23 protein-coding genes are annotated in these 17,590 nt (G+C 72.0%); 14 read left to right on the forward strand and 9 right to left on the reverse strand.

Going from position 1 to position 17,590, the window contains the following annotated elements:
* Nucleotides 1-381: 381 nt before the first annotated feature.
* The 5 genes from ACIBPB_RS07220 to ACIBPB_RS07240 all read left to right on the forward strand — a co-directional run bounded on the left by ACIBPB_RS07220 (nucleotide 382) and on the right by ACIBPB_RS07240 (nucleotide 4,805).
* Entirely contained in the window at nucleotides 382-1,695 is a 1,314-nt protein-coding gene (locus ACIBPB_RS07220) for a glycine betaine/L-proline ABC transporter ATP-binding protein (protein ID WP_396838679.1), read from the forward strand.
* Nucleotides 1,692-2,585, forward strand: coding sequence for an ABC transporter permease subunit (locus tag ACIBPB_RS07225; RefSeq protein ID WP_357312324.1), 894 nt, complete (start codon nucleotides 1,692-1,694; stop codon nucleotides 2,583-2,585). The genes ACIBPB_RS07220 and ACIBPB_RS07225 overlap by 4 nt, the downstream gene beginning before the upstream one ends.
* Before the next feature lie 77 nt (nucleotides 2,586-2,662).
* Nucleotides 2,663-3,547, forward strand: a complete 885-nt coding sequence (locus tag ACIBPB_RS07230) for a glycine betaine ABC transporter substrate-binding protein (protein WP_396838680.1) — start codon at nucleotides 2,663-2,665, stop codon at nucleotides 3,545-3,547.
* A gap of 150 nt (nucleotides 3,548-3,697) precedes the next feature.
* Nucleotides 3,698-3,979, forward strand: coding sequence for a hypothetical protein (locus ACIBPB_RS07235; RefSeq protein WP_396838681.1), 282 nt, complete (start codon nucleotides 3,698-3,700; stop codon nucleotides 3,977-3,979).
* Nucleotides 3,980-4,250: 271 nt separating this feature from the next.
* The gene (locus ACIBPB_RS07240) at nucleotides 4,251-4,805 is read left to right on the forward strand and encodes a DUF3592 domain-containing protein (RefSeq protein WP_396838841.1); all 555 of its coding nucleotides are present in this window, start codon (nucleotides 4,251-4,253) and stop codon (nucleotides 4,803-4,805) included.
* 33 nt (nucleotides 4,806-4,838) lie between these two features.
* Here ACIBPB_RS07240 and ACIBPB_RS07245 read toward each other — a convergent pair whose 3' ends face one another.
* The 7 genes from ACIBPB_RS07245 to ACIBPB_RS07275 form a co-directional block, all read right to left on the reverse strand.
* Nucleotides 4,839-6,104, reverse strand: coding sequence for an MFS transporter (locus ACIBPB_RS07245; RefSeq protein ID WP_396838682.1), 1,266 nt, complete (start codon nucleotides 6,102-6,104; stop codon nucleotides 4,839-4,841).
* The gene (locus ACIBPB_RS07250) at nucleotides 6,104-7,519 is read right to left on the reverse strand and encodes an FAD-dependent oxidoreductase (protein ID WP_396838683.1); all 1,416 of its coding nucleotides are present in this window, start codon (nucleotides 7,517-7,519) and stop codon (nucleotides 6,104-6,106) included. The genes ACIBPB_RS07245 and ACIBPB_RS07250 overlap by 1 nt, the downstream gene beginning before the upstream one ends.
* A 74-nt stretch (nucleotides 7,520-7,593) precedes the next feature.
* Nucleotides 7,594-8,091: a GNAT family N-acetyltransferase gene (locus ACIBPB_RS07255; RefSeq protein WP_396838684.1), complete on the reverse strand. Its 498-nt coding sequence runs from the start codon at nucleotides 8,089-8,091 to the stop codon at nucleotides 7,594-7,596.
* Nucleotides 8,091-8,417 carry an ArsR/SmtB family transcription factor gene (locus ACIBPB_RS07260; RefSeq protein WP_396838685.1) on the reverse strand — a complete coding sequence of 109 codons (327 nt, stop codon included), beginning with the start codon at nucleotides 8,415-8,417 and terminating at the stop codon, nucleotides 8,091-8,093. Before ACIBPB_RS07260 ends, ACIBPB_RS07255 begins: the two co-directional genes overlap by 1 nt.
* Nucleotides 8,418-8,428: 11 nt before the next feature.
* Nucleotides 8,429-9,673, reverse strand: coding sequence for a M28 family metallopeptidase (locus ACIBPB_RS07265; protein WP_396838686.1), 1,245 nt, complete (start codon nucleotides 9,671-9,673; stop codon nucleotides 8,429-8,431).
* Nucleotides 9,670-9,918 carry a hypothetical protein gene (locus ACIBPB_RS07270; RefSeq protein WP_396838687.1) on the reverse strand — a complete coding sequence of 83 codons (249 nt, stop codon included), beginning with the start codon at nucleotides 9,916-9,918 and terminating at the stop codon, nucleotides 9,670-9,672. Before ACIBPB_RS07270 ends, ACIBPB_RS07265 begins: the two co-directional genes overlap by 4 nt.
* Before the next feature lie 14 nt (nucleotides 9,919-9,932).
* Nucleotides 9,933-10,100, reverse strand: coding sequence for a hypothetical protein (locus ACIBPB_RS07275; RefSeq protein ID WP_396838688.1), 168 nt, complete (start codon nucleotides 10,098-10,100; stop codon nucleotides 9,933-9,935).
* A gap of 70 nt (nucleotides 10,101-10,170) precedes the next feature.
* On the opposite strand from ACIBPB_RS07275, the gene ACIBPB_RS07280 reads away from it, so the two are divergent.
* Complete coding sequence (locus ACIBPB_RS07280) at nucleotides 10,171-10,554, forward strand: ArsR/SmtB family transcription factor (protein WP_396838689.1); 384 nt, start codon at nucleotides 10,171-10,173, stop codon at nucleotides 10,552-10,554.
* Between the two features lie 13 nt (nucleotides 10,555-10,567).
* Here the strand turns inward: ACIBPB_RS07280 and ACIBPB_RS07285 are convergent, their stop codons facing one another.
* Nucleotides 10,568-11,707, reverse strand: a complete 1,140-nt coding sequence (locus ACIBPB_RS07285; protein ID WP_396838690.1) for a flavin-containing monooxygenase — start codon at nucleotides 11,705-11,707, stop codon at nucleotides 10,568-10,570.
* 62 nt (nucleotides 11,708-11,769) lie between these two features.
* Here ACIBPB_RS07285 and ACIBPB_RS07290 point away from each other — a divergent pair, with 62 nt between their 5' ends.
* From ACIBPB_RS07290 to ACIBPB_RS07305, 4 genes are all read left to right on the forward strand, one after another.
* Nucleotides 11,770-12,102 (forward strand): ArsR/SmtB family transcription factor, encoded by a 333-nt coding sequence (locus ACIBPB_RS07290; protein ID WP_396838691.1) that lies wholly within the window; start codon nucleotides 11,770-11,772, stop codon nucleotides 12,100-12,102.
* Nucleotides 12,103-12,248: 146 nt separating this feature from the next.
* Complete coding sequence (locus tag ACIBPB_RS07295) at nucleotides 12,249-12,935, forward strand: helix-turn-helix domain-containing protein (protein WP_396838692.1); 687 nt, start codon at nucleotides 12,249-12,251, stop codon at nucleotides 12,933-12,935.
* 100 nt (nucleotides 12,936-13,035) lie between these two features.
* Nucleotides 13,036-13,815: an MIP/aquaporin family protein gene (locus ACIBPB_RS07300; protein WP_396838693.1), complete on the forward strand. Its 780-nt coding sequence runs from the start codon at nucleotides 13,036-13,038 to the stop codon at nucleotides 13,813-13,815.
* Nucleotides 13,812-14,219: an arsenate reductase ArsC gene (locus tag ACIBPB_RS07305; RefSeq protein WP_396838694.1), complete on the forward strand. Its 408-nt coding sequence runs from the start codon at nucleotides 13,812-13,814 to the stop codon at nucleotides 14,217-14,219. Before ACIBPB_RS07300 ends, ACIBPB_RS07305 begins: the two co-directional genes overlap by 4 nt.
* Before the next feature lie 155 nt (nucleotides 14,220-14,374).
* Here the strand turns inward: ACIBPB_RS07305 and ACIBPB_RS07310 are convergent, their stop codons facing one another.
* Entirely contained in the window at nucleotides 14,375-15,424 is a 1,050-nt protein-coding gene (locus ACIBPB_RS07310) for an ArsO family NAD(P)H-dependent flavin-containing monooxygenase (RefSeq protein ID WP_396838695.1), read from the reverse strand.
* Nucleotides 15,425-15,527: 103 nt separating this feature from the next.
* Here ACIBPB_RS07310 and ACIBPB_RS07315 point away from each other — a divergent pair, with 103 nt between their 5' ends.
* From ACIBPB_RS07315 to ACIBPB_RS07330, 4 genes are all read left to right on the forward strand, one after another.
* On the forward strand, nucleotides 15,528-15,677 hold the full coding sequence (locus ACIBPB_RS07315; protein WP_396838696.1) for a hypothetical protein: 150 nt from the start codon (nucleotides 15,528-15,530) through the stop codon (nucleotides 15,675-15,677).
* A 36-nt stretch (nucleotides 15,678-15,713) separates the two neighbouring features.
* Nucleotides 15,714-16,445, forward strand: coding sequence for a sulfite exporter TauE/SafE family protein (locus ACIBPB_RS07320; protein ID WP_396838697.1), 732 nt, complete (start codon nucleotides 15,714-15,716; stop codon nucleotides 16,443-16,445).
* Nucleotides 16,446-16,665: 220 nt separating this feature from the next.
* Nucleotides 16,666-17,022, forward strand: a complete 357-nt coding sequence (locus ACIBPB_RS07325) for a hypothetical protein (RefSeq protein ID WP_396838698.1) — start codon at nucleotides 16,666-16,668, stop codon at nucleotides 17,020-17,022.
* Nucleotides 17,019-17,468 (forward strand): MerR family transcriptional regulator, encoded by a 450-nt coding sequence (locus ACIBPB_RS07330; protein ID WP_396838699.1) that lies wholly within the window; start codon nucleotides 17,019-17,021, stop codon nucleotides 17,466-17,468. The genes ACIBPB_RS07325 and ACIBPB_RS07330 overlap by 4 nt, the downstream gene beginning before the upstream one ends.
* Nucleotides 17,469-17,590 lie beyond the last annotated feature (122 nt).

The following is a 17,590-nucleotide window of genomic DNA, read 5'->3' on the forward strand; positions in this document are numbered from 1 at the left end:
GACGGGCGGGAGAGCCGGCGAATATGACAGTTCCATGACGCTAAATCACAAACGCATGACATTTCTCAATCAGCATTGTCATATTCGGGCGCGAACGGCGGCAGCGGACCTGAGCACCGCCGGCGCCCGCGTCGGACCGCACAAAAACCCCCATGTGATGACGAACCAACCAGGGTGCCTGGGTACCGGCGCGTCCGCAGTGCGTACGGACGACCGAATTTGACCCCGGCATCGCGTCGTGCCTTGTGGTCATATCCACAATCTCCGTAGTCCCGGCTGGCATTTCCCGGATGACGTCGGTAGGTTTCCGTGCCAGCCCTTGTGGCCACCTGAATCTGACCGATGTTGATATCGACGGACGAGACGCGAAGATTGCCACCGATGGCGCGATCCGCCAGCGGTTGTCATCGGAGAGGGGCGACCGTGCCCGCACTCACAGTGAAGTCGCTCTACAAAATCTTCGGCAGTCGGGCTGATGAGGCGATGAGGCGGCTCGCCAGCGGTGCCCCGCGAGCCGAGGCGACGGCGGGCCTGTCGGCCATGGCCGCCGTGATCGACGCGAACTTCGAGGTGCGCGCCGGCGAGGTCTTCGTCGTGATGGGCCTCTCCGGCTCCGGCAAGTCCACCCTCATCCGGATGCTCAACGGCCTGGAGCGCCCCACCCGGGGCAGCGTGCAGGTCGACGGGGTGGAACTCACCACGCTCAAGCCCGCCGCGCTGCGCAAGCTGCGGCGGGAGAAGATCAGCATGGTCTTCCAGCACTTCGCGCTCATGCCACACCGGACGGTGCTGGAAAATGCCGGGTACGCCCTCGAGGTCGCCGGCCTGCCCAAGGCCGAACGGCGCGCGCGTGCCCTCGACGCCCTGCGCATGGTGGGCCTGGAGGAGTGGGCGGACAAGCTTCCCCACGACCTCTCCGGCGGCATGCGACAGCGGGTCGGGCTGGCCCGCGCCCTCGCGGCCGACACCGACATCGTGCTGATGGACGAGGCGTTCTCGGCGCTGGACCCGCTCATCCGCCGGGAGATCCAGGACCAGCTCCTGGAACTTCAGGGCGAGCTCGGCAAGACCATCATCTTCATCACCCACGACCTGAACGAGGCCATGCGGCTCGGCGACCGGATCGCGATGATGCGGGACGGCCGGATCGTCCAGATCGGCACCGCCGAGGAGATCCTCACCGACCCGGCCAACGACTACGTGGCGCAGTTCGTCGCCGACGTCGACCGGACCCGGATCCTGACCGCCTCGTCGGTGATGGAGAAGCCGCACCACGTGTTGGACGTCAACGCCGGTCCCCGGGTGGCCGCCCGCGCCCTGCGGGAGAGCCAGACCTCGGTGGTCTACGTGACCGGGCCGATGAAGCAGTTCCTCGGCACGGTCACCGAGGACGAGGTGCTGCGGGCACTGCGCGAGGGCCGGACCAGCCTCGACGGGTACGTCTCGACCGAGCAGGCACGCACGGTCACCGCCGACACGGCGGTCGCCGACCTGTTCGCCGACTGCGCGGAGAGTCAGCACCCGCTGGCCGTCCTGGACGACCGGGGCCGGCTGGTCGGGGTGATCCCCCGGATCACCCTGCTCAGCGCCCTGGCCAGCGCCACCCCGAACGACGTGTCCGCGACGGACGAGCCGGCTGACCAGCCGGCGCCGGCCGACGTCGAGCTGGTCGCCACGAAGGGAGAATCGGCATGACTGACACCTCGTCGCCACTCGACGCCGGGTTGCCCCGGGTGCCGCTGGGCACCTGGGTGGAGTCCGCCGTGGACTGGGCCACCGGGGCCCTCGACCCGGTCTTCGACGGGATCGCGGCCGTGGTCCAAGCCCTGGTCCAACCGCTCGACGACCTGCTCAACGGCGTACCGGCGGTGGTGGTCGTCCTGGTCCTCGCCGCGCTCGGCTGGTGGCTGCGCGGCTGGAAGTTCGGCCTCGGCAGCGCGGTCGGCCTCGGCCTGGTGGCCGGGATGCCGTACTGGGAGGAGACCATGAGCACCCTCGCGCAGGTGCTCGTGGCCAGCGTGCTCGCGCTGCTGCTGGCGATCCCGCTGGGCATCCTCGTCGCCGAGAACCGGCGGGCGTCCGCCCTGGCCCGGCCGGTGCTGGACCTCATGCAGACCATGCCGGCCTTCGTCTACCTGATCCCGGCGATCTTCTTCTTCGGCATCGGCACCGTGCCCGGCGTGCTGGCCACGCTGGTGTTCAGCATGCCGCCCGGGGTACGCCTCACCGAACTCGGCCTGCGCCAGGTCGACAAGGAGATCGTCCAGGCGGCCGAGTCGTTCGGCGCGCCACCGTGGATGGTGCTGCTCCGGACCAAGCTGCCGCTGGCGCTGCCGACCATCATGACCGGGGTCAACCAGGTCATCATGCTGGCCCTGTCCATGGTGGTCATCGCCGGCATGGTCGGCGCCGGCGGTCTCGGCGACGTGATCATGTACGCGCTCTCCCAGGTCGAGGTGGGCAGCGGGTTCGAGGGCGGAATCGCCGTCGTGGTTCTCGCCGTGGTACTCGACCGGCTCACCGACTCCGTGGGCGAACGGTTCCCCTCCGCGCGGGCGCAGCGCCTCGCGCGGCAGGCCGCCTGACCGTCGCCCTCCGCGCCGGCATTCCTGTTCCCGCGTACGCGGGCCTGCCGGCGGCTCCGAAAAAGGAAGGAAACCGCATGTTCACCACCATGAAGCGCGTCCTGGTGCTCGCGCTGACCGCCACCCTGGCGCTCGGCGCGGCCGCCTGCGGCGCGGAGTCGGACGACGCCTCCGGCGACAGCAAGAAGATCACCATTGGCTACATGGCCTGGGACGAGGCCATCGCCGCGTCCCACCTGTGGCAGCACATTCTCGAGGAGAAGGGCTACCAGGTCCAGCTCAAGAACCTGGAGGCCGGCCTGGTCTACGGCGGCATGGCCAACGGCGACATCGACCTCTTCCTGGACGGTTGGCTGCCCCAGACCCACGCCTCCTACCTGGAGAAGTACGGCGACAAGCTGGAGAAGCTCGGCGTCTGGTACGACGACGCCAGCCTGAGCATCGCCGTGCCGAAGTACGTCGAGGGCGTCGACTCGCTCGAGGACCTGGCCGGCAGGGCCGGCGACTTCGGCGGGCAGATCATCGGCATCGAGCCGGGCGCCGGCCTCACCAAGGCCACCCAGGAAAAGGTGCTGCCCGGCTACGGCCTGGACGGCGCCATGAAGCTGAAGACCTCCTCCACCCCGGCCATGCTGGCCGCGCTCGACGGGGCGATCGCCGACAAGAAGCCGATCGTGGTCACCCTCTGGCACCCCCACTGGGCGTACGCCAAGTACGAACTGAAGGACCTGGCCGATCCGAAGGGCACCCTCGGCGCCGCCGAGCAGATCAACACCCTCGCCCGGCAGGGCTTCGGCAAGGACTTCCCCGAGGTGACGAAGATGCTGCAGCAGTTCAAGATGAACGGCGAGCAACTCGCGTCCCTGGAGGACCTGATGTTCAACACGCACAAGGGTGACGGGAAGAAGGCCGTCGAGGAGTGGCTGAAGGCCAACGCCGACTATCTGAAGACGCTCGCCTGAGCCAACCCAACGCCCCGGGGACTCGCCGCTGCCGGCGGGTCCCCGGTCGCGTCCGTACACCGCCGCGGACGGTCCTGCCAACCCTGCGAGCTCATGCGGGCGGCGCACCGGCCCGCGCTGACCTGGCCGACGATTCGTACCCTCATGACCATGAAAATGCGCCCGCCGCTGCTGGTGGCGATACTCGGCGCGTCGATTGCGATGCTGCTGGCGGTGGTCGGGTGCGTCGCGGCCGGATTCGTGCTCGTCGGCGACGATCCGGCGGAGCCGCGCACGTGCCAGGAGTCCGTGCATGCCGCAGAGGCAAAGGTCCACACCAACCGCTGGGACCCTGCGGAGGACCTACCGGGCCTCGGCGATTACCCGGAAATCCACTGGCAGCTGCGGCACTTCCCGACGACAGCAGCCCCGCGGACGTGTGGCCCGCCCTGACGCCGTTCCTGCCCACCAGGCCGCGGTGGCTGCACAGCAGGTCGTACAACGAAACAGACCCATCGACACGGTGGCGGGTCGCGTTCCTCGACGCCGAGCACCAGGCACTCGTTTTCATGCTCAACGATCACTAGGGCCGCGGCGATGACCTGCTGGCCGGTCGCGGGCCGCCTCTGGGGGTTGAGGTACCCCGGGGGGCGGGACTCCTTCATTTTGACGATCGCCTGACGACGGCCGGGTTGCGTCTTCGCCGGATGATGATCGCGTGATCATGCTGCGACGCTCGTCGGCCTGGGTGACCCTCGGCTACGTGTTGCTGGTGGTGGCGGGCGGCGCGCTGCTGTGGCTGCCGTTCCATACCCAGTACGCCCTCGACGACTGGAAGACCGAACTGCGAGCCACCGGTGTACCGGCGCGAGCGGTTGTCCAGGACCAGGTGACGAAGTCCGGCGGCAACCGGACCAGTCCGTCGACCACCATGTATTTCCGGTACGAGTTGGCCGGCCGGACGCACGAGCAGGAGGTCGGCTGCGTCGAGGTGTGCCGATCGGTCGGCGAGGAGGTGTCGATCTGGGTGAACCCCGCCGATCCGAGCGACTTCGTCACCGACTTCGACCAGCTCAGCGGGCACCGGGGCCGCATTCAGGGCGGGCTGGGCGCCGCCGGGTTCGCGACCCTGGTCGTGGCGGTTCCCCTGCTGCTGTCCCGCATCCCGTTCCGGCGCTGGTTTCCGCCGCGTAAGCGGCGGCGGCGGTCTGGTGCGCCCGGCCACGGAGGTGCCGCGTTCACGATCCGCTCCAAGCACAAGCGGGGCGGTCGGACCTGAGCTGATCGGTGCTGGGCTCGTGCAGCACGGCCCTCACACGCGGTTGGGCGGACTGGTTGCGGTGCTCGCCCGCTTCGCTCCTGCCCTCCCCACGGCCCACATGCCGACGGCGGCGAGAAGACACGCAGTGGTCACCGCGACCAGCAGGACGTGGTACCCGGCATGCGACAAGAGCGTGGCGGCGAGCAGGGGCGCGGCGGCTTTGGCCGCGGTGACCGGTGCGGTGAGTCGTCCGGCGATGGTGGCGTAGGCGGTGGTGCCGTAGCGATCGGCGAGGAGTGCGGGGGTGGCGAGGCTGGCGATGCCGAAGCCGAGCCCGAATCCGGTGACGGTGACCACGGCACCCACCCGGCTGAGCGCGGTGAGCGGCATGGCGAGGACGGCGGCGGCCTGGATGGCGAACACCGCGGCGACGATGGTGGTGACCGGGAGCCGGCGGCGGGCGCCGGTGAGAACGAGCCTGCCGGTGACGGACAGGACGCCGAGCAGGCCGGCCGCGGTGGCGGCGAAGGTGGCCGGATGGCCGCGGCTGATGAGGTAACCGAGGAGATGAACGCCGATGGTGCTGGTGGCGGCGCCGTGGGCGATGAGGGCGGCGGCGAGGATCCAGAACCGGGGGTCGCGCGTCGCGGCGCGCACCGCGGCGCGACGCGAGGTCTGGTCCGGTCGCGTCGCGGGGATGGGTGCCCTGGCCCGCGGCGGTTTACGGATGGTGAGTGCGTGCAACGGCACGGTCACGACGCCGTGGATGGCGCCGAGCGTGAGCAGCGCGCCGCGCCACCCGAACTGCGCGACCAGCAGGCCGGTGAGCGGCATGAAGATGGTGCTGGCGAACCCGGCGACGACGGTGACCGCGAGCAGCGCGGTGGGCCGCCGGTCGGGGTTGAACCAGGAGACGACGACGGCGAAGGCGGGCTCGTAGAGGACCATCGCGCCGGTTATCCCGATGCCGATCATGACGGCGTACAGCTGCCAGATGGCGTGGATTTGAGACCAGGCGATCAGGAGTGCGGTGGCGGCGATCGACCCGGTGGTCATGAGGGCGCGTCCACCGTGCCGGTCGAGCCACCGGCCGACGGGGATGGCCATCAGCGCGCCGGCGAGGACGCTGGCGGTCAGCGCCCCGGTGACCGCCGTGGTGGAGGCGTCGAGGCTGGCGGCCATCGGGCTGAGCAGGACGGCGTAGGCGTAGTAGAGGGAGCCGTAGCCGACGGTCGAGGTGATGGCGAGGGCGGCGACGATGCGCCACCCGTGGCGCCCGCCGACCGTCGTGTCGGCGGGCGCCATCGTGGTGGTCATCAGCTGGCGCAGCAGCCGCCGGTCTGGCCGCTGGTCGGGGTGTCCAGGCTGATCAGGTTCAGCGGCGTGGACAGCAGGCCGCCGGAGATGCCGGTGGCGAGCCCCTTGCCGGCCGGCTGGGCTGCCGGGGTGGGGCCGCAGCAGCTGTCGGTGCCGGTGGAGTCGGCGGGGTTGCTGTTGCAGACGCCGGTTTCGGGCAGGTCGAGCTGGACGTCCCGGGCCGCCTGCCAGTCGCCGGCGAGGGCGGCGATGACGGAGCGGACCTGCTCGTATCCGGTGGCCATGAGGAACGTCGGCGCGCGGCCGTAGCTCTTCATGCCGACGGCGTAGTAGCCGGCCTCGGGGTGGGCGAGCTCGTCGACGCCGTGCGGGGGCACCGTGCCGCAGGAGTGCTCGTTCGGGTCGATCAGCGGGGCGAGCGCGCGCGTGGCGCCCATGACGGGGTCGAGGTCGAGGCGCAGCTCGGCGGCGATGGAGTGGTCGGGGCGGAAGCCGGTGGCGGCGACGATCCGGTCCACCACGACCTGCTCCTCACCGCCGTCGGCGTGCCGCACGATCACCGCGACGCGGCCCGCCGCCGGGGTGAGTGCGTGCACGGAGAAGCCGGTGAGCAGCCGGATCCGGCCGGCGTCGACGTGTTCGCGCAGCCGGGAGCCGAGCGCGCCACGGGCGGGCAGGGCGTCGGCGTCGCCGCCGCCGTAGGTGCGGTCAGGGCTGGCCGAGCGGATCGCCCAGGTCACCTCCGTGCCCGGCTCGACGGCGGCCAGCTCGGCCAGGGAGAGCAGCGTGTTGGCCGCGGAGTGGCCGGCGCCGACGACGAGGGTGTGCCGGCCGGCGAAGCGGTCCCGGCCGGCGCCGAGCACGTCGGGCAGGGCGTGCTCCAGGAACGCGGCCACGTTCTTCTCGCCCCGCGCGGGCAGGCCGGAGGCGCCGAGGACGTTGGGCGTGCCCCAGGTGCCGGAGGCGTCGATGACGGCGCGGGCCAGCAGTTCGTCCCCGTCGGTGAGGCGGATCAGGAACGGCGTCTGGTCGCGGCCCGCGGTGCGCAGCCGGTCCAGGCCGAGCCGGCTGACGGCCTCCACCCGCGCGCCGTAGCGCAGGTGGGGCTTGAGCTGCGGCAGCTCCGCGAGGGGCTGGAGGTAGTCGGTTACCAGCTCCGCGCCGGTGGGCAGGGCGTCCTCGGCCGGGGCGACCCAGCCGGCGTCGTCGAGCAGGCGGCGGGCGGCCGGGTCGACGTTGTACCGCCACGGGGAGAACACCCGCACGTGCCCCCACTGCCGCACCGCCGCGCCGGCGTGCTCGCCGGCCTCCAGAACAACGAAGGGCAGGCCACGCTCGTGCAGGTGGGCGGCGGCGGCCAGACCCACCGGGCCCGCGCCGATCACCACGACGGGCAGCTCGTTCGGGACTGTCATCGGAACTCCTCTATGTTGAAAACTGTCGAATCAAGAGCGTGCGGTTGGGCTGGGGCGACGGAGCCGATGGGGGTTCAGATGACGACGGGGCTGCGCCGCTCGATCAGGACGACATCGCGCCACCGGCCGTGATGCCGGCCGACCCGCTCGCGGGTGCCGATGACGCGGAAACCGGCCCGCTGGTGCAGAGCGAGGCTGGCGATGTTCTCCGGAAAGACTCCGGACTGGATGGTCCAGATGCCGGCGGCCTCGGTGGAGACGATCAGCGCGTCCAGCAGCAGCCGAGCCACGCCACGCCCCTGGGCGGCGGGGTCGACGTAGATCGAGTGCTCGACCACGCCGGCGTAGACGGCCCGGCTCGACGTCGGCGACACCGCCACCCATCCGACAACTGCGTGGTCCCCGTCGACGGCCACCAGGCGGTGCTCGATCAGCTTGGCCTGGTCGAATGTCGTCCAGGTCGGTGCGGTGGTCTCGAAGCTGGCGTTGCCGCCATCGAGGCCGGCCTGGTAGATGGCGAGGACACGATCGGCGTCGTCGGAGGTCATCGGGCGGACGGTGAGGTCGGCCATCAGCAGGCTCCGATCGGGCTGGGGGCCGGGCGGCCCATGACGACGTCGGCGGCCGACGGGAAGCAGCCGACGCAGGCGTCGTTGATCCGGTAGTGACGGGCGGTGCCGACCGGCTCGACGAGCACGAACCGCACCTCGGTGAGGATCTTCAGATGTTGGGAGACGGTGGACTGGGCGAGCCCGACGGCGGCGACGATCTCCCGCACGCTCATCGGGCGGGCGTGCCGGGCCAGGTACTCCACGATCTGCACCCGGGTCGGGTCCGCCAGGGCCCGGAACCACGAGGCGTACGTCTGCGCGGTCGCCCGGTCGAGGAGGTCGCCCACCACCACTCCTTCTATCGTTGATCGCCGATTGGCGATGAAAGTGTAGCGGGTGCGGTGGCGGCGAGGTGGGCGGTGGCGACAACGAGTCGGGCGATCGCGGCCAGGGTGGCCGGGTCGACCTTGTCGGGGGTGTCGGCAGGGCTGTGGTAGCCGCCCATCCCGGCGCCGATCCCGACCGCGGCGAAGCCCGCGCCGCCGTAGCGGCGGTTGTCCGAGGCCACCGGGCCTGCCATCAGGGGTACGCCGGTGTGCCGGCCGGCCTGGTCGAGCAGCGCCAGCAGACGGTGCGCGGGGCCGCCGGCCTCGACCGCCGCCGCCCGGTCCAGGCGACCGGCGCCGTCCACGTTGATGACCAGCGGTGCGGCGCCTTCGGCGCGGAGTTGCGTGGCGTGGTGGGCGGAGCCGAGCGCGCCGATCTCCTCCCCGTCGAGCAGTGCGACGGACAACCCGGCACCTGCGGGGAGCCCTGCGGCGAGGATGCGGGCGGTTTCGAGGACCACGGCGACGCCGGTGGCGTTGTCCGAGGCTGCGGGCAGGCGCAGCCCCGGGTGGTCGCCGACGCCGTCGTAGTGGGCGGTCAACAGCAGGTCGACGCCGCCGGCACGGGGCTGCCGGACTCGGGCGTGGATGTTGGTGCCGGTGACGTCGTCGCGGCGAAGCGGCGTGGCCCCGTCCAGCCAGCCGTCGCCCGCGGTCGCGGCGGCGAGGACGGCGTGGTGGGTGTCGGGGTCGAGAGTCAGTACCGGCAGCGGCCCCGGGTCCGGGCCGGCGAGCATGGTGAACTGCCAGCCCTCGACATCGACCGGGCGGCGGATCAACAGGCCGGCCGCGCCCTGGGTGTCGCGGTACGCGTCGAACAGGCTCATCTCGGCGGGCACCACCAGCCACCGCCGGGCCGGGTCGTCGGTGCCGGCGACACCGAGCGCACCGCGGCGCGGGTGGGTGGTGTCGGCGGAGGCGGGGTGGATCGCGACCTGCCGGCCGAACACCAGTTCCTCGGAGCCGAACCCATCAGCCCAGGTGACCCTGGGTGCCTCGTACACCTGCGGCACCGCGCGGACCGGGAAGTCCTCGGTACGCACCTCCCCGCCGAGGGCGGTGAGCTGGTCGACGAGCCAGGCGCGGGCCGCCGCCCCGCCGGCCGAGCCGACCCGCCGACCCGCCAGGGGGTCCGAGGCGAGGATCGCGATGGTGGCGGCCATCCGGTCGGCGCTGACCTGATCGAGCAGGTCCGCGAGAGCAGTGCGGGTGGTCATGAGCAGCAGCCCTGCCCGGTGGCGACGGCGTCGGCCTTCGCCTGGGTGCCGCAGCAGGAGTCGGCGGCCTGGGCGGCCTGGCGAGTACCGCAGCACGGGTCGCCGTCGGCGGTGGCGCCGGCCGGCGGGAGGATGCCACCGACGGCCTGGGCAGGGCTGCCGCAGCAGGCGCCGGAGCCGGTGACCTGCAGCGCGGCGGCGGGGTCGCCGGTGAAACCGCCGGTGGTCGGGGTGTTCTCGGTCATGTCGCGTCCTCTCCTCAGCGGGGGCTGATCAGCGGGTAGACGGTGGTGCGGGCGCGGTCGTAGCGGCGGCCGGCCCGCTCGGCCGCGGTGGACACCCGGGCGCAGGAGTCGCAGAACCGGACACCAGCCAGCGGTGTTGACCGGCGGCGCAGAGTGCCGAACATGGTGAGCCTCATTTCCACGGGACGCTTGTTTTGACGTCCGTCTAAGCAGAGAGTTGCACGCTGATTAGAGAGATGTCAACCTAGAGGCATGTCGAAGCAACAGGCGTCGCTTCCCGTCGTCGATCTCAACGCCGACGCGCCGTGCTGCCCACCGCTGGCGCAGCGTCGAGTCCCGGCCGAGACGGCCGCGGTGCTCGCGCCCGCGTTCAAGGCCCTCGGGGACCCGGTACGGCTGCAGCTGATGTCCATGATCGCCTCCGCCGAGGGCGGGGAGGCCTGCGTCTGCGACCTGACCCCCGCGTTCGACCTGACCGGGCCGACGATCTCGCACCACCTCAGGACCCTGCGCGAAGCGGGCCTGGTGGACGCCGACCGGCGGGGCACCTGGGTCTACTACCGGGCCCGGCCGCAGATCCTGCGCCAGCTCGCCGCCCTGCTGTCGATCGAGGCGACACCCGCGCACCGGGCCTGACCCCGCTCCCCGGTCACCGACGCCCGCCGCCTGCGGCTCGATCCCTCCGCGAGGCCGACCGCGGGTGACCCGGGTACGCGTGACGCTTCTCGCGGAGAACGCGGGTACGGCGTGCGGCGAGCGCGGCCACGACGTGCGCGGCGTCGCGTCCCACGCCGCGCAGGGTGTTCGAGGCGAAGGATCGCTGGAACTCCAGCCCCAGGTAGACCAGGCCGGGATGGGTGGCGGAGATCCCGCCGACCTGCTGCGGCAGGCCCCGGTCGAGGGTGGCCAGGGGTGCGAGGTAGTCGAGGTGCGGCCGGTAGCCGGTGGCGAAGATGACCGCGTCGACCGCTTCGTGCGTACCGTCGCTCCAGACGACGCCATCGGGCCTGAAGCGGATGAACATGTCTCGCCGGGCAAGTTCGCCGGAGGTGATGGCGTCGCGGTAGCGGCCGGCATCGAGCACGGCGGCATGCCGGACGAGCCGGGTGATCACCGCGCGCGGCAGCCGGTCGACGCCGGTGACGCGCAGCCAGTGATGCAGGTCCCGGCCCCGGATGCGCTGCGGCAGGAACCGGACCAGTTCCCGGGTCGCCAGGGTCACCCGGGCGTGCGCGGCGAGTTCGGCGGCGACCTGAACGGCGGAGTTGCCGGCTCCCACGATCACGACCCGCTTGCCGGCATACGCGTCGGCGCGGCGGTAGTCGGCGACGTGCCGCAGGTCCCCGCCGTACTCACCCTGCCCGGGCAGGGTCGGCCGGTACGGGTTGCCGAAGGATCCGGTGGCGGCGACGACCCCGATCCCGGCCAGCTCGTCGCCACTGTCGGTACGGACGAGATATCCGCCGCCGGGGCGGCTGTGCACGGCGATGGCCCGGGAGCGGGTGCGAACCTCGACGTCAAGGGCGGCGGCGTAGTGCCGGAGGTAGCCGACCACCTCGTCGCGGTGGGGGTAGCGGTCCGGGTCGCCGTCGAACGGCACGCCGGGCAGGGCGCTGTAGCGGGCGGGCGAGAAGAGGGTGAGGCTGTCGTAGTAGTCAGGCCACGAGCCGACCGGTTCGGCGCCGGCGTGCAGAACGACGGGCCGCAGACCGGCGTCCCGGGCGGCGCGGGCAGCGGCGAGGCCGGACTGCCCGCCGCCAATGATGATCACGGGGTCAGCTTGGTTCACGCCACGATCATATCGTCGTTTTGTTGAATGACAATATGATGACGGCGAGGAAAGGTGTGACCATGAGCCAGACCGCCGCCGACCAGCCGACCGGGCCGCAGCGCGCCGTCCCGGGCCTCGCGCCGCAGACACAGGAGTTCCTCAAGGCCCTCGGCAGTCCCACCCGGCAGCGGATCATGATGCTGTTCGCCCGGGGCGCCGAGATGTCCGTGGGTGAGGTGGCCGAGCGGGTCGGCATCAGCCAAGCCACGGCGTCACAGCAGTTGACCCTGCTGCGACGCGGCGGCGTGGTCACCTCACGCCGGGACGGCAAGACGGTGTTCTACCGGGCCGACCGCGACGGCGCCCTCGCCGCCCTGGCCGACCTGCAGTCGTACCTGGCGACCTGCTGCTGACCAACCCGCAGCGGGGGCAGCACTGCGGGCGATCCCGCGGGCGCGGGGGCACGGCGAGGGGGATGTGCGGCTGGCGGGAGTCGCCGCGCCGGCGCGGCGGCGGCATCGGCTTGACGATCGAGCATTACTCAGCGACAGTTGAGTCAATGGACGCTGAGCTTACTTCCCTGGTTGAGCGGGCGCGGATCCACGCCGCGCTCGGCGATCCGGCGCGGCTGGCGATCGTGGACGCGCTCACCCTCGGCGACGCCTCCCCCGGGGAGATCGCCCACACCCTCGACCTGCCGACCAACCTGGTCGCCCACCACGTCAAGGTCCTCACCGACGCCGGCCTGGTCACCAAGGGCCGCTCGGAGGGAGACCGGCGCCGCACCTACCTGCGGCTGCTCCCGGAGGCGCTTGCCGCCCTCGCCACCCCCCGCCTGACCGGCGTCGGACGGGTGGTGTTCGTGTGCACCCACAACTCGGCCCGCTCGCAGCTGGCCGCCGCGCTGTGGAAGCGGCGCACCAACAGCGCTGTCGCCTCCGCCGGCACCAAGCCGGCGCCACGGGTGCATCCCCGCGCGGTGGCCGTGGCTCACCGCCACCAACTCGACCTCGACCCGACCGGCACCGCCCACGTCACCGACGTCGTCCGCGCCGATGACCTGGTCGTCGCCGTGTGCGACAACGCCCACGAGGAACTGACCGGCGCGGCCCGGCCCCGCCTGCACTGGTCGGTGCCCGACCCGGTCCGGGTGGACACCGACGAGGCGTTCGAAGCCGCCTACGCGGACCTCGCCGACCGGGTCGACCGGCTCGCCCCCGCCGTCCTGCCCGGTGGCCCCCGCTGACCGACACCAGCGCCCACCCCCACCAGGAGATCACCCTCGACCAGCAGCTCGCCCCGCACACCGCCGCGACCCGCCTCAGAGCACGGGAGAGAACGAACTGATGACCATCGCACTCCGGCGGCGCCTGCTGGCCGAGTTCCTCGGCACCGCCCTGCTGGTCACCGCCGTGGTCGGCTCCGGCATCATGGCCACCACCCTCTCCCCCGGCGATGTCGGACTCCAACTGCTGGAGAACTCCACCGCCACCGCCTTCGCCCTCGGCGCGCTGATCCTGATCTTCGGTCCCGTCTCCGGCGCCCACTTCAACCCGGTCGTGTCGATTGCTGACTGGTTCCTCGGCCGACGTGCCGGCACCGGCCTCACCGGCCGCGACCTGGGCGGCTACGTCGTGGCACAGGTGTTGGGCGGGATCGCCGGGTCGGTGCTGGCGAACCTGATGTTCGACCTGGCCGCCGTCGACTTCTCCGGCAAGGACCGCGCTGCGGGCCACCTGTGGCTGGGTGAGGTTGTCGCCACGGCCGGGCTGATCCTGCTGATCTTCGCTCTCGCCCGCTCCGGCCGCGCCCCCGCCGCACCAGCCGCGGTCGGCGCGTACATCGGCGCGGCGTACTGGTTCACCTCGTCGACCTCGTTCGCCAACCCGGCGGTCACCATCGGTCGCGCGTTCACCGACACCTTCGCCGGCATCGCGCCCGCATCCGTGCCCGGGTTCGTCCTGGCCCAGATCGTCGGCCTCGCCGTCGGTGTCGGCCTGCTCGCCGCCCTCTACCCCGACGCGGGCGCCGCCGCCGACCAGGTCGTCGTCCCCACCGACGAGGACCTCAACGACGTGCCGGTCAACCCGCCCCGCGACTCGTACCGCATGGAAGGCACCTCATGAGCGACAAGCCCAGCGTCCTGTTCGTCTGCGTCCACAACGCCGGCCGTTCCCAGATGGCCGCCGGCTGGCTGCGCCACCTCGCCGGCGACACCGTCGAGGTCCGCTCCGCCGGCAGCGCACCCGCCGACCAGATCAACCCCGCCGCCGTCGAGGCCATGCGCGAGGTGGGCATCGACATCACCGACCAGACCCCGAAGCTCCTGGAGTACGCCACGGCGGAGTCCTCCGACGTCATCGTCACCATGGGCTGCGGCGACGCCTGCCCCGCCTTCCCCGGCAAGCGCTACGAGGACTGGCAGCTCGACGACCCCGCCGGCAAGGGCGTCGACGCCGTCCGCCCGATCCGCGACGAGCTCCGCGCCCGGGTGGAAAAGCTGCTCGCCGAGCTACGCCCGGCCGCCTGACACCGCCCTCGTCGCCGCCCGCCGGGCCACCCACCCGGCGGGCGGCTCACCCCCGAGCGGGGGCCCTTTCCTGTCCGACCCCCTGAGCTGATGGACAACCTCCGCAAGCAGGCCGACCAGTCCGGCGCCGCCGAAGGTACGCCCGGACCTCGGGCCTACGGCTGTCCGCGCAGGCGGGCGGCGATGTCGGCGACCGTCGCTTTCGCGGTACGGCCGGCACCCACCAGCGTGGCTGACGCCGGCCCCGTCCAATCGCCGTAGCCAAGCAGGTAGAGGCGGGCCTCGTCCACCGACCGGGTGCCCTCGGTGGCCACCTCCCCATGCCGCCATCCGGACAGCAGTGCCGCGAGGTGAGTGAGGTTGGGCTGGAAACCCGTACACCAGATGACGACGTCGCAGGGCTGCTCGGCGCCGTCCGCCCACCGCACGCCGCGATCGGTGAGCCGCCCGAACATCGGACGGGGTCGCAGGACCCCACGATCCCGAGCGTCGCGGACGCTGGGCACCATCACGATGTCCCCGAGGTCGCTGACACCGCCACCGGCACCACCGGCGGCCTTGCGGGTGGCCACACCGAACAGCACCCGACCGTCGACGTCGTCCGGCATGAACCGCGCCGGACGCAGGGTGACCCAGGTGGCCTCGGCGACCCGGGACACCTCGGCCAGGATCTGCGCCGCCGAGTTACCTCCCCCGACGACCACGACCCGCTGCCCCCGGAACTCCTCCGGAGAGGTGTAGTCCACCGTGTGCAGTTGCCGACCGGCGAACTCCCCGCGGCCCGGGATGTCGGGCACGTACGGGCACTCCCACGTCCCGGTGGCGGAGATGACGTACCGGGCCGACCAGCTCCCGGCGTCGGTCTCCACCGCCAGGCGCTCCCCGGCCGGCCGCACCTCGCGTACCCGGACCGGCCGGCGCACCCGCAGGTCGTACCGCTGCTCGTAGGCCCGTAGGTAGTCCACGACGTGCCCGGCGGTCGGGAAGTCCTCGCCCTCCTGCCGCGGCATCCCCCACCCCGGCAGCGGGCTGTACTCCGCCGGCGAGAACAGCCGCAACGAGTCCCAGCCGTGCCGCCACGCGCCACCCGGCTGCGACTGGGCGTCGAGGATGACGTGGTCCAGGCCGGCGCGGCGCAGGTAGTAGCCCGCCGCCAGGCCCGCCTGCCCGCCCCCGACGACCACCACGTCACACGATCCGGGCACGCCCGGCACCTCCCTCTGTCCGAGATCATCATGCCGTACCCCGGACATCCCGGAACGCCACCTGACGGCCCGGCCCGTCGCGCTCGGCGGCACCCTGCGCTGCGTGGTCGACCGAGCCGTGCAGGCCCGCCACGACCCGGTGTTTTCGGGGGGAACCGTCGCCGTCAACGTCGTCGGCTCCTGGGCCAATGTCGCCGCCGGACCCGGCGCGGCCTTCATCGGCGTCATACTCGCCGAAGCGATCTGGCAGTGACACGACCGAATGCCGATCGAGTCTGAGGGAAACGGCATGACGTCCGACCTGGCACCAACCCTCGCCGTGGCATCGGCGGCCGCGTTCTGCCTGGCGTGGCTGTCGGCCGTGGCGGGCTTCGGGGGCGGGGTGCTGCTTCTACCCGTGTTCACCGCGTTGTTCGGCCTCCGCGCGGCCGTACCCGTGCTCACGCTCACCCAACTGTCCAGCAACGGCAGCCGCGTCTGGCTGAATCGGCACGACCTCCGATGGCCGGTCATCGGGCGCTTCACTCTCGGCGCGGTCCCGTCGGCTCTCGCCGGCGGCCTGCTGCTCGCCGCCGCGCCGCTGGCTCCGCTCAAGCGCCTCCTGGGCGTGTTCCTCCTCGTTGTGGTCGCCTGGCGGCGACTCAACCCTCACCCGCGCACACCCTCGCCCCGCGCGTTCGTCGGCGTCGGAGCCGCCTCCGGCCTGGGCTCCGCCCTCCTCGGCTCCGTCGGCCCGCTCACCGCGCCGTTCTTCCTCGCCTACGGGCTGGTCCGCAACGCCTACATCGGCACCGAAGCGGCCTGCGCCATGACCATGCACCTCACCAAGCTCGTCGCCTACGGAGCCGGCTCCCTCCTCAACCCCAACGTCGTGCTCCTCGGCGCGGCGCTCACCCCCGCCACCCTCGCCGGAGCGTGGGCCGGCAGGCGAACCGTCAACCGGATCAGCGACCGCCTCTTCGTCGGACTCGTCGAGGCCGGCCTGGTCGTCGCCGGCCTGCTGTTCCTCCTCGGCTGGTGAACCCGGTCCGAGCCAACCAGACGCCGAGCGGAACAGCGAGCCCGTCGGTGCCGGAGTCGGTCAGGACCTGCCGGCGAGGCGAGGGCTTCCCGTGGAGCGGGTTCCCGTCCTGTCGCACGCCACCAGGCTCGTGCTGGCGAGTCGTGTCGTGACCGCGGTGGACCTGACGAGCAGCATCGGACTTGCATCTCGTACCTACGTACAGGCTTACCGTCGAGGCATGAGTGACCACCACATCACCACCGATGATGCCTGGGTGCCGGATTCCTGCACCCTGCCGACGGTCGAACGGCCACTGCGGGTCGCCGAGTTTGATCAGTTCTTCGCCGAGGCGGTGCGAGGTGCCGACCGGGTGTCGGCGCAGCACCTACGGTTGCGACTCGACGGCGCGGCGCAGGTGGAGGAGACGGCGCGGGATCTGACCGCGCGGGAATCGTCCTGCTGCTCGTTCTTCGCCTTCCACCTGTCCCGGTCGGGCCCCGACTCGCTGGCCCTGGACGTTCGGGTACCGGCCGGACACGTCGATGTGCTCGACGCCCTCGCCGCCCGAGCGGCCGCACGACGGTGCGACAGATGACCGGATCCGGCCTGCGCAGCGGCGAGCTGGCCGACGCGGCGGGAGTCAATCAGCAGACCCTGCGCTACTACGAGCGCCGCGGCCTGCTCGCCGCCCCGCAGCGGACGCCCGGCGGGCACCGGCTCTACCCGGCGGAGACGGTCACCCTGCTGCGGGTGATCAAAGCCGCGCAACGGCTCGGCTTCACCCTCAACGAGGTCGCCGACCTGCTCGACGCCAGCCGACACCGGCACGACCGGCGACCGGACGCAGGCCTGCCAGCCCGAGCCAGAGACAAGCTCGCTGAGGTCGAACAGAAGTTGGCCGACCTGGCCGTCATCCGCGACACCCTGCGGGCCGCCATCACGGCCGGCTGTGACGACCTGGTCGCCTGCGCCGGCAACGCCTGCTGCCCGCTGCCGTTTGCGGAACTCGCCGAAGGAAACGACCGTGCCGACCATTGCTGACCGGCTGCGCCGATGGCGAACAGCCGTAGCCGCTCCACGACGGCCGCGGTCGGTTCGGCGGAAGCACCCCATTCCTCGATGGACGAACTCGCCGCCCGGACCGTCGAGGCGGACCCGGTCCG

The sequence above is a fragment of the Micromonospora sp. NPDC049836 genome, from assembly GCF_044465125.1.
Lineage (GTDB): Bacteria > Actinomycetota > Actinomycetes > Mycobacteriales > Micromonosporaceae > Micromonospora.